The sequence below is a fragment of the Methylobacterium sp. WL9 genome, assembly GCF_008040035.1.
Taxonomy (GTDB): domain Bacteria; phylum Pseudomonadota; class Alphaproteobacteria; order Rhizobiales; family Beijerinckiaceae; genus Methylobacterium; species Methylobacterium thuringiense.
This window is the reverse complement of sequence record NZ_VRVE01000042.1, coordinates 19,218-34,233: the sequence shown is the minus strand read 5'-3', so window position 1 is coordinate 34,233 and position 15,016 is coordinate 19,218. Positions and strand designations below refer to the sequence as shown.

The following is a 15,016-nucleotide window of genomic DNA, read 5'->3' as shown; positions in this document are numbered from 1 at the left end:
CTGATGTTCCCGGAGGGGACACGCGGGGAGATCGCGGCGCCGGTGCAGTTCAAGCGCGGCACCACCACCGGCGCCGCCGCCCGCTCCACCACCTGCGCCACCGCCTTGCGCAAAGGCCGTCGTCGCCCCGACCACAACCAGGGCAGCCGTCATCGTGCTCCGAAAGAGCTTGTTCATGGCGTCGTTTCCCGTCTGTTGGTTTGCCCGGCAGCCCTCGCGGCGCCGTGTCCAGGCCCGCAACGAGGACATCCGCGAAACCGTTCCGTGACTTTCGGCAAACGGTCTTCGCGGCCTTCTCTACAGTCGCGCTTCCGCCTCACCTGTCGTGCGGCCGGGATATTAGGCGATCGCCCGCCTGCGACTCAATAATTCCGCCAGAGCCCGGGTGTGGCGAGTTCGAGGGCGTGCCCGTCCGGATCCCGGAAGTAGAGGCTCGTGCCGCCCTTCGGCCATGCGACGCGGCTTTCGACGGCGACGTCGTGCGCCGCGAGCCGGGCGATCCAGGCGTCGAGGGTCTCCGCCGCGACGGCGAACGCCATGTGGAGCGGGCCGGCGCCGTCATGCGGCGGCACCACGCCGCCGGGCAGGGTCACCGGCTCCAGCGTGCTGCCGCGCCGGAACAGGAGCAGCACGCTGGAGCCGACCGGATAGGCGACGAGGCGCGCATCCTCGACCATCGGCACCAGCCCCATCACGCCTTCGTAGAACCGGCGGGCGCGGTCCATGTCGCCGACGTAGAGCGCGGTTTCGAGGATGCCGCCGAGGGGCGGGGCGGTATCGTCCGGCATGCGCGGTCTCCGGTCCGGTCGTCACGACATCGGTGCCTGCCGGGATAGGGCCCAGGATAGGGCAATGCCGCGGGCCGGCCATGGCGGCGGCGACCGGCCCGCCCTGCTGCATTCGAGATGCGGACAGCCTCCGTCGAGGGCTTGTGCCGCCATCGCCTTTGCGCGACCGTCCCCGCAGACCAGCGCCGACCGGCGGCCACGGCTTCGGACGGCGCTCAGAGCGGCAATCGGCGCAAAGTCCGGTGCCACGGGAGGTACCATGACCGACGCCCTCGCGATCGCCCCCGCGGCGCCCGACGATCCGGCCGACCGCCGCCGCCGCATCCTGGCGATCGTCGGCTCCTCCTCGGGCAACCTCGTCGAGTGGTACGACTTCTACTGCTACGCCTTCTTCGCGCTCTATTTCGCGCCGGTGTTCTTCCCCTCCGGCGACAGCACCAGCCAGCTGCTGCAGACGGCGGGCATCTTCGCGGTCGGGTTCTTCATGCGGCCCGTCGGCGGCTGGCTGTTCGGCCGCATCGCCGACCGGCTCGGACGCAAGACCTCGATGATGATCTCGGTGCTGATGATGTGCGCCGGCTCGCTGCTGATCGCGGTGCTGCCGACCTACGAGACCGTCGGCACGCTCGCCCCGGTCTTCCTGCTGCTCGCGCGGATGATCCAGGGGCTCTCGGTCGGCGGCGAGTACGGCACCAGCGCCACCTACATGAGCGAGGTCGCGACCAAGGGGCAGCGCGGCTTCTACGCCTCGTTCCAGTACGTCACCCTGATCGGCGGACAGCTCCTCGCCTCGCTGGTGCTGGTCACGCTGCAGACGGTGATGACCAAGGAGCAGCTCCAGGGCGGCGGCTGGCGCATCCCGTTCGTGATCGGCGCGCTCGCCGCCGTGGTGGCGCTGTTCCTGCGCCGCTCGCTCGCCGAGACGGCGACGCAGGACAACCTCGACTCCAAGGATTCCGGCACCTTCGCCGCCCTGTTCAAGCATTGGCGCGCGTTCTGCGTGGTGCTGGCCTACACGGCCGGCGGATCCTTGAGCTTCTATACGTTCACGACCTACATGCAGAAGTATCTCGTCAACACCGCGCACATGCCGACGGTGCTGGCCTCGCGCACGATGACGGTGGCGCTGTTCACCTACATGATCATCCAGCCCTTCTTCGGCTGGCTCTCCGACCGGATCGGCCGCAAGACCAACATGCTGCTCTTTTCCGGCCTGACCATGCTGCTCGTGGTGCCGCTGATGACGGCGATCGGCGGCACCACCGATCCGGTCGTCGCCTTCGGGCTGATCATGACGGGGATGATCGCGATCAGCTTCTACACGGGCATCAGCGGCATCGTGAAAGCCGAGCTGTTCCCCACCCACGTCCGGGCGCTCGGCGTCGGCCTCTCCTACGCCATCGCCAACTCGCTGTTCGGCGGCACCGCGGAATACGTGGCGCTGTGGTTCAAGAACGAGGGCATGGAGAGCACCTTCCCCTGGTACGTCGCATTCATGCTCGCGATCTCCTTCGCCGCCTCGCTGATCATGCCGAACCCCAAGCGCCACGGCTATCTCGACGGCGACGGCACCGTCGAGGAGGCGCTAACACGCAAGACGCGGCTGGTCGCGGCCTAGGGAACGAACCCCGCCGCGAGCAGCACGCGGCCTGCAAAGATCGCGCGTCCGGGAGCGCGCCGACAGCCGTCAGCCGAGGCCGAGCATCCCCCGCGCCTCGGCACAGGTCGCCGGCCGCGCCCCATGCCGCGCGCAGATCTCCACCGCCACCCGCACCAGGTCGGCGTTGCCGTCCGCGAGCCGGGACTTGGAGAGCCGGATGTTGTCCTCGAGCCCGGTGCGCACCCCGTCCGCGCCGCGCGCCAGCGCCCAGCCCATCACCGCGCTCTGGTGGCGGCCGATGCCGGCGGCCGTCCAGGTCGCCTCCGGCAGGATGCGCCGCGTCTCGGCGAGCAGGATGTCGAGCAGCCGTTCCTCGGCCGGCAGCGCGTTCTTGACGCCCATCACGAACTGCACGTGCGGACGCGCATCGATCAACCCCGCCTCGACGAGCCGGCGCGCCCCGTGGAGATGCGACAGGTCGAAGATCTCGATCTCGGGCCGCACGCCCTGCGCTTTCATGCTCTCGGCCAACTCCGTGACCAGCGCCGCCGGGTTCTCGTAGACGATCGTCGGAAAGTTCACCGAGCCGGTGGAGAGCGAGGCCATGTCCGGCCGGTGCCGCAGCGACAGCCCCCGCGTCGCCGGATCGCGCCCGCGCCCGCCGGTGGAAAACTGCACGATCATCCCCGGACAGTGTTTTCGCACGCCCTCCTGCACCGCCGCGAAAAGAGCGGGGTCGGAGGAGGGCGTCTCGTCCGGGTTGCGGACATGGATATGCACCAGCGACGCCCCGGCCGCGTAGGCGTCCCGCGCCGACGCGACCTGCTCCGCCGGCGTCACCGGAAGCGTCGGATTGTCGGATGTCCGCGGCACCGATCCGGTGATCGCGACGGCGACGACGACGGGTCTCATGGGTGGCTCCTTGCGAGCCTGATCTAACGCTGGATGCCTGATCGGAAAGTACGATATAAGATGGCGGCAGTGCCGCTGCTTCTGCTGATCAGAGCTGATTTTTCTCGGACAATCTCGTAAGCATATTTCGATGTCCGGAGTTTACCGATTGCAGTCTTTAGATTTCTAAGGAGCAACCCCAAAAAACGAGCCTAATTTCACTCGAAAAATTTTAAATTGGAGCAAAAATACCATCGGAACGAATTAAATCTACAGATCCACGACCGAATTAAAATACAATTGCCTCTTAGGCACGTTGAAGGAATTGCGTCATCGGTCCCATTCCAACAATATCCGCCCCACAGTTCGCAACCGCCTTCGCTCTGAGGCCTAATCTAATATCATGGTTTCTTGGCGCGGGCGCATCGGCCGCCTCGGGAATTCCTACCGGCTACGCAATGATCCGGGAGTTTAAAGCGCAGATTTTCTGTCGCGAGAACAATCTTTCAAAGCGGGAAATCGATACCGCCGATCCAATTTGGATTGATAGGATTGATGCCTTCTTTCGGCGAACGTCGCTGCTTCCGTCCGATGGCGACCCGACCGAGTATGCTGCCGCATTCGAATCGGTGTACCCGCAGCCGAGGCATCGTCGGCAGTACATCGATGATGCAATCTCCAAGGGTACGCCCTGCTTCGGGCATAAGGTTCTTGGAAGTCTGATCGCGGCCAGGAAAGTCGATTGTGTTTTCACGACCAATTTCGACCCGCTGGTCGAGGATTCGGCGCTTTCGGCAAGTATGATCTTGCCTGTTTCGGACCGAGTTCGTCCGACCGTTGCGGCGATCGACTCTGCTGAACGCGCGATGCGTTGCCTGAACGAGTCGGACTGGCCGTTGGTCGCGAAACTCCATGGAGATTATCAGTCGATCGCCATCAAGAACACGGGGCCGGAGCTGGAGGAGCAGGACGCGCGTATGCGGCACGTGCTGGTGGAAGCCGGCAAGCGTTTCGGGATGATCTTTGTGGGTTATAGTGGGCGAGACGCATCGATTTTAGAGGCATTGGCTACGATTCTCGACAATCCATCGCCGTTCCCGAACGGCCTGTACTGGGTCACCTCCTCCGTCTCGCGGCTGCTGCCAGCAGTGACGGAATTCCTCAACCGGGCGCAGCTTGCTGGCGTCGATGTGGCGATCATTGAATGTGCAACCTTCGATGAACTAGCTGCCGACACCATCAAGACAATTGACTTACCGGTAATGTTGTTCGATCGGGTAATGCTTGGCCGCCCCACGCCTCGGCTAGTGCCAGTGCAACTTCCGACCGCCGAAGCACGGCCTTTCCCCGTTTTGCGCTATTCAGCCCTTCTCATCGAAAAGATGCCTTGCAGCGCTAGGCGCGTAACACTTGCTAAACCCACGACATCTCCCGCCGTCAGGGAGTTGCTAAAGGAGAAGAACCGTAGGGCGACCGTCGCGGCGAACGGACGGGAGCTAGCTGTCTTCGGCCGAGATCAAGATATTCTGAGCGCTCTCGCACCGCTTGGCCCGACGGTAGCAGGCGAGATCAAACTTGATCCGGTCGCCGACAGCTGGGCGCTGGGACTACTCTACGACGCGCTGGTAAGAAGTTTGGCGAGACATCGCCCACTCATTCCCATGTACAAGCGCGCCGGCCATTCGGTCGTCGTTGCGGCGCCGCGCAACGGGGAAGATCCAGAACGAACTCGCCGGAACGAGCAGGTGTTGACGACACTGCGAGATGCTTACGGATGTGCACTGTCCGGGACCATTCCCAGGCTCGGATTTCCATTCCAGGAAGGCGTTTTCCTGAAGCTAGACCAATTCGACGGCCGCTGGTGGTGCGGCTTCGAACCGTACACCTTCGTGCACATCCCAAGGCCGAGTTTTTCTCAAAAGAGCAATTCGGACGAGTCGGACACAGCCGATTTGGGTCCGATGGCCGCTCGCGTGGATCGCGGGGGCGACCCGGCAGGCGACTGGCGCCGGGAGCGGTGGGCGCAGCGCTACAACAGGAATTGGGCGGCCATCATCAATGCCTGGGCTCAGCTTCTGACAACCACCGGGGGTGGGGCAAGGCGGGCTTTCGGGCTGGAAGATGGCTCGGGGATCGATGCGGTGTTCGAGATCTCGCCGGTCACCGGTTGGAGCCGCCCGGGCCATCACCATGCCTATTTCGACAGGAGCAAGTGATGAGCAGCCCAGCTCTGGTAACGAAGCTCCCACCGTTCACGTTGCTAGATGAGCCCCTTCTGACATTCTCGCCCTCCGATCCAAAGCAAGTAGATGTCCACCCGCTCAGGGGGCTTGCGAATTTTGGACCTTATTCGAAAGGATCATTCGGCGGATACACGTCGCGCGTACGAATCGCGACGGTGGGCCCGGAGAGCGCTTTCAGGCGTCGCGGCGAACTGATGCTGTCGCTGCGCAATTCACATCGCCCTTCCGATCGGTCAGAATATGTGCCGGAGTATCCCGGCTTCGAAACACTATTCCATGTTGCGCTTCAGCCCGCGCCGCGTGACGCGCACATCAAATGGCCCGAGCATCTGCACCAGCTTCCTGGCGACGGCGAGCCGCAAGCCCGGCTTTTTCTGGCGATGGAAGCAGCGCTCCGACGGCTCGACACGGTACGGAACGACTTTGACGTCGTGCTCGTCCATTTCCCTGACAGTTGGAACTCAGCTACGCGGGGCAAGTTCTTCGACGCACACGATGCGCTTAAAGCCCTAGGCGCAAAATACAACATTCCGACTCAGGTCCTCAATGATCGGGCATTCACCTTCACACACAAGGCATCGCTCGCGTGGCGGCTGGCGACCGCTCTGTATGTGAAGGCCGCCGGCACGCCGTGGAAACTGGCACCGCTGAAGGGTGTGCCGGCGGATACGGCCTACATCGGGCTTGCTTATGCGCTGCGGGGCGATCAGCGGGATGCACACTATGTTACGTGCTGCTCGCAGGTTTTTGACGTAGATGGCGGCGGCATGCAGTTCGTTGCGTTCGAGGCGCGCGATCCAGTCGCCGACATCGCGGAGGCCCGCAGAAATCCCTTTCTGAACCGCGACGACATGCGTTCGGTACTTGCCCGTAGTCTGGAACTCTACCAAGGACGCAATGGCGGCAACCTGCCTAAGCGGATCGTTATCCATAAGACTACCGCCTTTAAAGACGGCGAGATTGAAGGAGCGTTCGATGCCTTAGCCGGCGTCCCAGAAATCGAGTGCATTGAAGTCAGTTTGGCGTCCTGCTGGCGCGGCATCTGGCTGATCAAGTCGCGCCAGCCAAAGCCTCCTACGCGCCCATCGGGCTATCCTGTGCCTCGAGGAACGATGGTGGTGCGATCGGGCAATTCGGCGCTCGTCTGGGTGGCAGGCAATGCTCCTGAAGTCTCAACCACAGGCGATTACTATCAAGGCAAGAAAAGCATACCTAGGCCACTACAGCTAATACGGCATACAGGTAGCGGCCCTCTCGAACTCACTGCGCATGAGGCGCTTGCACTTACCAAGATGGATTGGAATAATGACGCTCTCTACGATCCCGTGCCAGTAAGTATTCGTTATTCCCAGAAATTGGCTCGGACGATCGCGAACGTTCCGGACTTGCCGAGAAACGTCTATCCGTATCGCCTTTTTATGTAGAAACGATCTCAGCATGATCGATGCCCCCTCCGATCATAACGACGCCGCGATGCAGATGAAGGCGAAGGCCGGGAGTCGAGGCGCCAGCGCTTAGAGCCGTTCCCCTTCGGATTGAGTCGGGGGTGGCGGTGACGGGCCCGTTCTGATTCGATGGGGCGCTTTCGCAGGAGAGCGCCATGCCGTCAGCTCTGTCGGTCGATCTGCGGGAGCGTGTCATCGAAGCGATCGAAGCCGGGTCCTCGCGGCGGCAGGCGGCCGAGCGCTTCGGTGTTGGGAAGGCCAGCGCGATCCGGTGGCACGCGCGCTTCCGGGACGCGGGTGAGATCGCGCCCAAGCCCGCGGGCGGCGACCGGTCCCCGCCCGCCATCGAGGCTCATGCCGAAACGATCCTGGAGATCTGCCGTGCCCATCCGCAGATCTTCCTGCGGGAACTGCGCGATACCCTGGCCGAGCAGGGTGTCCGAACCAGCACGAGTGGCTTGTGGCGGTTCTTCGGTCGCCACGGCATGACCCGTAAAAAGGGGCTCTTCACGCAGACGAGCAGCAGCGCGAGGACGTAAGTGCGGCCCGAAGCGCGTGGTTCGAGGGGCAACTCGATCTCGACCCGAACACCCTCGTCTTCATCGACGAGACGGCCGCCGCCACCAACATGGTTCGGCCCTATGGCCGGTCTCAACGCGGCGAGCGCTGCCGCATCTCCGCTCCGCACGGGCACTACAAGACCACTACCGTCACCGCCGCTTTACGCACGAGCGGCCTCGTCGCCACCACCTTGTTCGACGGAGCGACGAACGGCGAGCGCTTCCTGGCTTACGTCACCGATACCCTGGTCCCGGTGCTGAAGCGCGGCGACACGGTCATCCTCGACAACCTGAGCGTCCACAAGGTGGCCGGCGTGCGGACGGCCATCGCGGCGGCCGGCGCTCGCCTGCTCTACCTCCCGGCCTACAGCCCGGACTTCAACCCGATCGAGAAAGCCTTCGCCAAGCTGAAAGCGCTCCTGCGAACGGCTGCGGCGCGCACCGTTCCAGACCTTTGGGTCGCAATCCGAAACGCCTTCGCCGCTTTCAAACCCGACGAATGCCGAAACTATGTCGCCGCTGCTGGATACGATGCCTTCAACCCAACATAACCGGGAACGGCTCTAGGTCGGATGAACGGAGGCTGATTTTCAGCATCGGTAGTAAGCGTCCGGAACGGCAGACTTGGACGCGAAGCAGCCATCGCCTGAACATCCGCAATAGATCACAGATTGTCTCTGAGAACGGCGACCAAGCTTCCAACGGCCCCCTACCCCAACGCCGCCACCACCGCCTTCCCACATTCCTCCGTCCCGGCAATCCCGCCAAGATCCCGCGTCCGCAGCGTCCGCTCGCTCAGCACGCGTTCGATCGCCGAAACGATCTCGGCGGCGGCTTCGGTCTCGCCGAGGTGTTCGAGCATCATCGCGCCGGACCAGATCTGGCCGATCGGGTTGGCCAGCCCCAGGCCGGCGATGTCCGGGGCCGAGCCGTGGACCGGCTCGAACACCGAGGGGTGCGCGCGCTCCGGATTGATGTTGCCGGAGGGCGCGATGCCGATGGTGCCGGTGCAGGCGGGGCCGAGGTCGGACAAGATATCGCCGAAGAGGTTGGAGGCGACGACGACGTCGAAGCGGTCCGGGTTCAGCACGAAATGCGCGGTGAGGATGTCGATGTGGTACTGGTCCCAGGCCACGTCGGGATAATCGGCCGCGACGGCGCGGACGCGCTCGTCCCAGAACGGCATCGTGATCGAGATGCCGTTCGACTTGGTGGCCGAGGTCAGGTGCTTCTTCGGCCGCGACTGCGCGAGGTCGAAGGCGAAGCGCAGGATGCGGTCGGTGCCGTGGCGCGTCATCACGGTCTCCTGGATCGCGAATTCGCGCGCGGTGCCGGCGAACATGCGGCCGCCGGCATTCGAGTACTCGCCCTCGGTGTTTTCGCGCACCACCCAGAAATCGATGTCGCCGGGCTCGCGGCCGGCGAGCGGGCTCTTGACGCCCGGCATCAGGCGGACGGGGCGCAGGTTGGCGTATTGGTCGAATTCGCGCCGGAACTGGATCAGCGAGCCCCAGAGCGAGATGTGGTCGGGCACGCGCTCCGGCATGCCGACGGCGCCGAAGAAGATGGCGTCGTGGCCCGCGATCCGCGGCTTCCAGTCCTCCGGCATCATGCGGCCGTGGGCCTCGTAATAGTCGCAGGAGGCGAAATCGAACCAGTCCTGCCGGAGCGTGAAGCCGTGGCGCCGGGCGGCGGCCTCCAGCACGCGCACGCCCTCGGGCACGACCTCCTTGCCGATGCCGTCTCCGGGGATCACCGCGATGCGGTAGCTGCGTGCCGATCCGGCCATCGTTTCGCTCTCTGCTGGCGGGCGCCCTCCCTGCGGGAAGTGCCGCGCGCCGGCCCGAGGTCAAGACGTCTCGCCGACCACGGCCTGGCGCTGGCGGTCGAGTTCCTCGCTGTAGCGGCGCAGGGTGTGGCTTTCGGTGAGGAGGCCGATCACGGCCAGGCTGTCCGGCCCGTCGACCACGGCGAGGGCCTCGCTCTCGGTGCGGTCGAACGCGGCCATGGCCTCCTTGGCGTTCATCCCGGCAAACAACATGGCCGTGCCATGTCTAGCCACGTCAGCGAGGCGGGCCGGCTCTCCGGGGCGCCCGCCGGCCTGGGCGTGGGCCTCCGGCACGAGCACGATTCCGGCATAGCGGTCGCGCGCATCCGTCACCACCACCAGAGAGGGCGAGCCGAGCGGGTGCTCGCGCAGGAAGACCGCCAGCGGCGTGTCGAGGGGCACGGTGCGCACGTCCTTGCGCATCAGGCGGCCGACGGTGAGGCTGCGGATCCAGCCGATGTCGTGGGCGCTGCGGATGCTCTCGCCGCGGAGGTGGAAGCGCCAGGTCGCGAAGGAATATCCGAAGGTTTTCCGGACGGTAAGCGAGGCGGCGATCACGGCGGCGAGCACGAGGCCGGCCAGGGGGAAGCTGCCGGTCATCTCGAGCGCGAGGAAGGTCATCGTCAGCGGGCCGCCGACGATGGCGACCGCCAGCGCCGCCATCCCGACGATCGCGTAGGCTGTCGCCGTCATGGTGATGGCGTCGATGCCGGGCGCCAGCAGGTAGAACAGCTTGCCGGCGAGCACTCCGAGGAAGAGCGAGGCGAAGAACAGCCCGCCGCGGAAGCCCGCGCCGATCGAGATCGCCGACGCCGCCGCCTTGGCCGCGAGCAAGCCCGTCAACGCCCCCACGCCGAGGCTCGCCGCCGACTCGGACAGGTGGAAATGCAGGGCGCCGTGACCGCCCGAGAGCACCTGGGGCGTCGTGGCGAGCGCAAGCCCGCCGACGCAGAGGCCGCCGAGCAGCGGCCGCAGCGCAGCGGGGATGCCGGTCCGGCGGAACCCGCGCTCGACCAGGGTGACGCCGCGCATGATGGCCACGCCGAGTCCGGCGCAGACGAATCCGAGGGCGAGGCATGCCAGCGTGTCCGCCACCGCGATACCGCCCTGCATGCTGACCGCCAGCCCCCGCACATCGACGAACGCCGCCTGCGCGACCAGCGACCGGGCGACGAGGCTGCCGCAGAACGCGGCGGCCACCACCGGGGCGAGGGTCGCGATGGTGTAGGTGCCGATGATCAGCTCGTAGGCGTAGAAGGCGCCGGTCAGCGGCGAGCCGAAGGCGGCTCCGATCGCGGCCGCGGAGCCGCATCCCACCAAGGTCCGCAGATCCGAGCGGCGCAGGCCGAAGGCGATGCCGGCCCGCGAGGCGAGGCCGCCGGCAATCTGCGTATAGCCGGCCTCGAGCCCGACCGAGGCGCCGCAGCCGTTCGAGATCACGTTCTGGACGGCGACGGTGACGGAGTCGCGCAGCGACATCCGCCCTCCATGCAGCGCATTGGCCTCGATCGGATCGATCATCGCCCTCCGAGGCTGCCCGCCGCGGCGCCGCGCCATGGCCAGCCCCAGGAGGCCCAGAAGCGCCCCGCCGAGGGCCGGCCCCGCCAGGGCGAGCTCCGTCGGCAGTTCGGTCATGGCACTGAGCCGGGCGCCGTGCGGGAGATGGTAGAGCGCCTCCCGCAGCAGCTGCGTCACGACGCCCATCGCCACGACCGCGAAACCGCCGACGCAGCCGATGACGGCAGCGAGTACGACGAGCCCCGCCTCACTGCCGCGCACGAGGGCGCGCAAGCGTTCCGGAACCCGGATCAAACCACGCGCAGCGCCGAGAGTGGGCGACTTCATCGACGGGCTGTCCCCGTTCCACGTCCGGGCCGCGCGAGCGGCGATGGAAACGGCCTACCGGGAGGAGCACAGCTGTCAACGCGGGAATCGGAGGCAGCTTCGATGCCGTCATCCGCCCGCTTGAAAAGCGCCAGCGTGCACGATACACGCTGCCGCAGTGCCGCCGTAGCTCAGTTGGTTAGAGCGCTTGATTGTGGATCAAGAGGTCCCCCGTTCGAGCCGGGGCGGTGGTACCATCGGTTTTTCGTGACGATGCAAGGGGTTGGCGCTGCGCCGGCCCCTTTTGCATTGGCAGGTGGCTTACTGAAAAGGTGCCCTAGTAAGCCGATAGTAAGCCCACTGGGTTTGATCGATGCGGGCTAGTGGTGGAAATCTGACGCTTGGTAACCGCCCCGAACGTCCGGACCGGTTGGTGGGCAGACCTACGGACAAGGAGCTTCCGGGCTTCGGAGATCGCGGTTATGCGCGTCGCCATGCTGATCCGCATTTCCCGTCCCGAACATGCCCCCGCCATCTGGTCGATCATTGAGCCGGTTATCCGTGCTGGTGAGACCTACACGCTCGACCGGGACATGACGGAAGAGCAGGCGCTCGCTTACTGGATGGGTCCGGACAAGGAGACCTTTGTCGCTGAGGAGGACGGGATCACCCTCGGAACCTACTACATGCGACCGAACCAAGCAGGCGGTGGTCGTCATGTCTGCAACTGCGGCTTCATGGTCAGCGCCGATGCCACCGGACGCGGCATCGCAGGGCTTATGGGCGAGCACGGCCTGGCTCACGCTCGATCTCGTGGATACCGGGGCATGCAGTTCAACTCCGTGGTGAGCACCAACGAGCGGGCAGTTCGGCTTTGGCAGAAGCTTGGGTTCGCGATAGTGGGTCGATTACCTCTCGCCTTCCACCATCCCGCCAACGGCGATGTCGATGCCTTGGTGATGTTCCAGGCGCTTTAACAACCTGCCGACAGAGCATGCCGACAGGTCAAAGGCACACCTGAGGCACGGGTACCATCCGTCAGATTTCGACCACTAGGTCATAGACGTCGCTGATGATTCGCTCCAGAGCGCCCACCAAATACTAATTCACCGCCTCCGGCTTTTCAGTTTCGATACCGTTCTCAGTAACCTACTACGGTGCAATACGAAGGTCACTCAAACCGGTTATCACGTTGCATGGCTTCGGCCAGTTCGCGTCGACGCTCAATCTCGACACTGGCGATCAATGCCACTCGCGCGCGTTCCATTGGTTCCGCAAGTACTGGCAATGTATCAATGTTGAGCTGGTTCAGAAGAATTAGGCGAGATTCGATAGCTGTTGCCCGCGATCCACTCCAAGCTCGTGGGCGGAGGCGATCAACGATCTCCTTGAAAACGTCACCAGCATCCGGGGCTTCAAAAAGCAGGCGACGCGTAAGGCTCGACCATTCGAGCGGAGCGTGCTCGTCGGACCGCGTGAACAACGAAGCAAAGCTGGCTGCAAGAGGCTAACGCACGGAAGGCTCCCGGCCGCACCATGCCAGGACAACATCGTCAGGCGTTTCGCTCAGTGGAGCCTTGCCGGCACGTGGTAGCTCACCCAAGAACTCTGCACTTCGCCGACGCGAGATTTCGTCTCCTGCAAAGAGCGTGTCGAGCATCTCAGTGGGATGGACCTCGAACAAAGCCTGTACGAGGTCGTCATAATCGTACCGATGAATCTCATAGCGAGAGATCGCCGACGCAAGCGAGCGACCTAGAGCCTGGACGATAGAGCGCCCCCCTTCGCCTACGAGCGCTATGCGCGCCAACAGGGCGAGGTCGTAGTCCTCCCGCGATAGGTTCTCGGTCGCGCGCGAAAATCGGATGCCCGTGAGCAGCATACGACCGGTCTCAATGAGATCATCACCGATGACCCGCTCAGCGCTTCTATCTCCAAAATATCTCATGACGAGGACGCGTCGTGCGACCGCGTGACCCCCTTCGATTTCGGCGATCCTACAAAGCAAGCGTTTCAGTTCGGGTTCCGCGATGGCGTCGACAACGCTGCCGTATGCGAGACCAAAATATCGCTCAACCGGTGCCATGCCGCTGTCGAGGGAGCGATGCAGCCGGGCCAGCGCTTCAGTATCCAGGAGAGTACCGATTTGCAGAGTTGGCAACCAAGGTCCGAGAACCGGATCTTCGAGCGCCTCATCAAGTATCTCGCGGGCAAGCGAAGCATCATTTTTTTGAACTCCACTGAGAAAACCGCATAAGATTGAGATGCCCGGTTCCGACGTAGCAGCCGTCCGCGTAACCAGGGTTGTCCATAGGGCTCGTGGTGTCTGAGTAGCCTGCGCCAGATGTTCACCAAAGCGCCCTGCTTTTGGGCTGCGACTGGCAACCAATTCGGGCAACAACGACTGCCAAGCGGTTGCGTCGGCTGCCACCTCCTCCGCCAAGCGCGCGATGATTGCGGATTCTCGATCTATCGCCCGTGTTAGTCCGCTCTCAATGTCATCTAGGTCGTCTATATCATCGTAGATGCCGCCCTCTTTTAAAACAACGCTGCGAACCATTTCGGTCGTATTCCTTGGGCGGAGGAAGTCCTCCAGAGCGCCGAGATCTGCCAGCGAATTTGGGACGAGGGTCTTGCCATTGAGCATGCGCGTCTCGCGCAAGGCTGCCCACCCTTCTGGCCAGAACCCACGGGCTTCGACTACAGAGTGTGCGAGGCGTGTTAGCGTGTCGATTTGGCCGCCCCATACCATTAAGCCGCGAAATGCTCGTACAATCACGGTGCGCACGTCGTTACCAACAGAAGAATCCAATGTTATAAATGGCTCTGTAAATTGGAGACATCTAGTAAACCAGTCTTGTAACTCCTGCTCGGTGTGAGGATAGAGGCCGTAGCCACGAGATCGCGCACTGAATTCGAATTCGTAGGAAGATGAGAAAAAATCTGTCTTTAGAGTGGCAGCAAGCAGCTTAATACCTAAGCGCTGTTCACTTTGATTTGCAGATCGGAATAACCCGTCAATAACCTTTAAACTCAGGGTCGCATTTGCGAAATTCGCTCCGCTATCCTCCTGCATACGACGCGGTCCGATCGGCCTGCCGCAAGCAACCTCGCTGGGAGCACGTAGAGGCTTCGTCACCGAGGCGGATCTGGCGGGGCTGGCGCCTCCGCCGCATCGGAGAAGATCAGCATCAAGGTCAGCTCAGCCCGGAGCGCCGGTCGCGCGGCTTCAGTGCCGGCCTCCGCGACCTCCATCGTGGCTGCGAGCCGCAGGGCAGCCTTGTTCTCAGGCAACCCGCTGACGCCGTTGAGGGTAAAGACCCCGCGAACCCGTGCGCCCGTGCATACAGGCGCAAGAAACCTCACCTTGTCGGCCCCGAGATTCAGCACGGCGCGTACGCATGGATGGACGGGCAGAACCTCGCCCAAGGCACCGCCGAGTATCGCGAGGGTCAGGTAGCCATGCGCCACGGTCCCTCCGAACGGCGTCTCGGCCGCCGCACGAACCGGGTCGACATGGACGAACTGGTGATCGCCCGTCGCCGCCGCGAAGCGGTCGATCCGGGTCTGGTCGACGACCGTCCAGGCCGAAGCTCCGATCTGGGTGCCGACGCGCAGCCGCAGATCCGCCAGGAAGGCCTCGCGTCCGTCGGGGATCGGATCGGTCCCCCCCGGATCGCTCGGTGCCGCGCTCCCACAGGCCGCCATCATCCCTGCCCCCTCAGATCTGGTTGCTTGTCGCGGGCGGCACACGGCAGGACTGCCATACCGCCTCCTGGTCTCCCGGCGGCTCGCGGCGCCGTACCCAATCCCGCATTGCCAAACGGTACCCAGGAG

12 protein-coding genes and 1 tRNA gene are annotated in these 15,016 nt (G+C 64.0%); 6 read left to right on the top strand and 7 right to left on the bottom strand.

Going from position 1 to position 15,016, the window contains the following annotated elements; all coding sequences use genetic code 11:
* Nucleotides 1–362: 362 nt before the first annotated feature.
* A complete protein-coding gene (locus FV217_RS13480; protein ID WP_147817694.1) occupies nt 363–788 on the bottom strand; it encodes a VOC family protein in 426 nt (141 codons plus the stop codon).
* Between the two features lie 259 nt (nt 789–1,047).
* Here FV217_RS13480 and FV217_RS13475 point away from each other — a divergent pair, with 259 nt between their 5' ends.
* Nucleotides 1,048–2,406 carry an MFS family transporter gene (locus tag FV217_RS13475; RefSeq protein WP_147817693.1) on the top strand — a complete coding sequence of 453 codons (1,359 nt, stop codon included), beginning with the start codon at nt 1,048–1,050 and terminating at the stop codon, nt 2,404–2,406.
* A gap of 69 nt (nt 2,407–2,475) precedes the next feature.
* Here FV217_RS13475 and FV217_RS13470 read toward each other — a convergent pair whose 3' ends face one another.
* Complete coding sequence (locus FV217_RS13470; protein WP_147817692.1) at nt 2,476–3,300, bottom strand: 3-keto-5-aminohexanoate cleavage protein; 825 nt, start codon at nt 3,298–3,300, stop codon at nt 2,476–2,478.
* 437 nt (nt 3,301–3,737) lie between these two features.
* Between FV217_RS13470 and FV217_RS13465 the strand changes: the two genes are divergently transcribed.
* From FV217_RS13465 to FV217_RS13455, 3 genes are all read left to right on the top strand, one after another.
* A complete protein-coding gene (locus FV217_RS13465; RefSeq protein ID WP_147817691.1) occupies nt 3,738–5,495 on the top strand; it encodes an SIR2 family protein in 1,758 nt (585 codons plus the stop codon).
* Nucleotides 5,495–6,946 carry a nuclease PIN gene (locus FV217_RS13460; protein ID WP_147817690.1) on the top strand — a complete coding sequence of 484 codons (1,452 nt, stop codon included), beginning with the start codon at nt 5,495–5,497 and terminating at the stop codon, nt 6,944–6,946. Before FV217_RS13465 ends, FV217_RS13460 begins: the two co-directional genes overlap by 1 nt.
* A 176-nt stretch (nt 6,947–7,122) precedes the next feature.
* A protein-coding gene (locus FV217_RS13455; protein ID WP_147817689.1) for an IS630 family transposase occupies nt 7,123–8,078 on the top strand; the annotation gives its coding sequence in 2 pieces (ribosomal slippage) (nt 7,123–7,468 and nt 7,468–8,078; 957 coding nt in all).
* A gap of 158 nt (nt 8,079–8,236) precedes the next feature.
* Here the strand turns inward: FV217_RS13455 and FV217_RS13450 are convergent.
* Entirely contained in the window at nt 8,237–9,316 is a 1,080-nt protein-coding gene (locus FV217_RS13450) for a tartrate dehydrogenase (RefSeq protein WP_147817688.1), read from the bottom strand.
* Nucleotides 9,317–9,376: 60 nt separating this feature from the next.
* The gene (locus tag FV217_RS13445; RefSeq protein WP_147817687.1) at nt 9,377–11,200 is read right to left on the bottom strand and encodes a chloride channel protein; all 1,824 of its coding nucleotides are present in this window, start codon (nt 11,198–11,200) and stop codon (nt 9,377–9,379) included.
* Nucleotides 11,201–11,359: 159 nt separating this feature from the next.
* Between FV217_RS13445 and FV217_RS13440 the strand changes: the two genes are divergently transcribed.
* Both FV217_RS13440 and FV217_RS13435 read left to right on the top strand, forming a co-directional pair.
* Nucleotides 11,360–11,436 (top strand) — tRNA-His (locus FV217_RS13440).
* Between the two features lie 225 nt (nt 11,437–11,661).
* Nucleotides 11,662–12,156 (top strand): GNAT family N-acetyltransferase, encoded by a 495-nt coding sequence (locus tag FV217_RS13435; protein ID WP_147817686.1) that lies wholly within the window; start codon nt 11,662–11,664, stop codon nt 12,154–12,156.
* 194 nt (nt 12,157–12,350) lie between these two features.
* Here the strand turns inward: FV217_RS13435 and FV217_RS22895 are convergent, their stop codons facing one another.
* From FV217_RS22895 to FV217_RS13425, 3 genes are read right to left on the bottom strand one after another with little or no spacing between them, the layout of a single operon-like run.
* A complete protein-coding gene (locus FV217_RS22895; protein ID WP_187272549.1) occupies nt 12,351–12,662 on the bottom strand; it encodes a hypothetical protein in 312 nt (103 codons plus the stop codon).
* 24 nt (nt 12,663–12,686) lie between these two features.
* Complete coding sequence (locus tag FV217_RS13430) at nt 12,687–14,255, bottom strand: hypothetical protein (protein ID WP_147817685.1); 1,569 nt, start codon at nt 14,253–14,255, stop codon at nt 12,687–12,689.
* 59 nt (nt 14,256–14,314) lie between these two features.
* Complete coding sequence (locus FV217_RS13425) at nt 14,315–14,887, bottom strand: MaoC family dehydratase (RefSeq protein ID WP_147817695.1); 573 nt, start codon at nt 14,885–14,887, stop codon at nt 14,315–14,317.
* Nucleotides 14,888–15,016: the final 129 nt, after the last annotated feature.

What these genes read in the sequence shown, in the direction of transcription:
- FV217_RS13480 (WP_147817694.1), bottom strand. Translation starts at nt 788, where the DNA reads ATGCCGGACGATACCGCCCCGCCCCTCGGCGGCATCCTCGAAACCGCG.
- FV217_RS13475 (WP_147817693.1), top strand. Translation starts at nt 1,048, where the DNA reads ATGACCGACGCCCTCGCGATCGCCCCCGCGGCGCCCGACGATCCGGCC.
- FV217_RS13470 (WP_147817692.1), bottom strand. Translation starts at nt 3,300, where the DNA reads ATGAGACCCGTCGTCGTCGCCGTCGCGATCACCGGATCGGTGCCGCGG.
- FV217_RS13465 (WP_147817691.1), top strand. Translation starts at nt 3,738, where the DNA reads ATGATCCGGGAGTTTAAAGCGCAGATTTTCTGTCGCGAGAACAATCTT.
- FV217_RS13460 (WP_147817690.1), top strand. Translation starts at nt 5,495, where the DNA reads ATGAGCAGCCCAGCTCTGGTAACGAAGCTCCCACCGTTCACGTTGCTA.
- FV217_RS13450 (WP_147817688.1), bottom strand. Translation starts at nt 9,316, where the DNA reads ATGGCCGGATCGGCACGCAGCTACCGCATCGCGGTGATCCCCGGAGAC.
- FV217_RS13445 (WP_147817687.1), bottom strand. Translation starts at nt 11,200, where the DNA reads ATGAAGTCGCCCACTCTCGGCGCTGCGCGTGGTTTGATCCGGGTTCCG.
- FV217_RS13435 (WP_147817686.1), top strand. Translation starts at nt 11,662, where the DNA reads ATGCGCGTCGCCATGCTGATCCGCATTTCCCGTCCCGAACATGCCCCC.
- FV217_RS13430 (WP_147817685.1), bottom strand. Translation starts at nt 14,255, where the DNA reads ATGCAGGAGGATAGCGGAGCGAATTTCGCAAATGCGACCCTGAGTTTA.
- FV217_RS13425 (WP_147817695.1), bottom strand. Translation starts at nt 14,887, where the DNA reads ATGGCGGCCTGTGGGAGCGCGGCACCGAGCGATCCGGGGGGGACCGAT.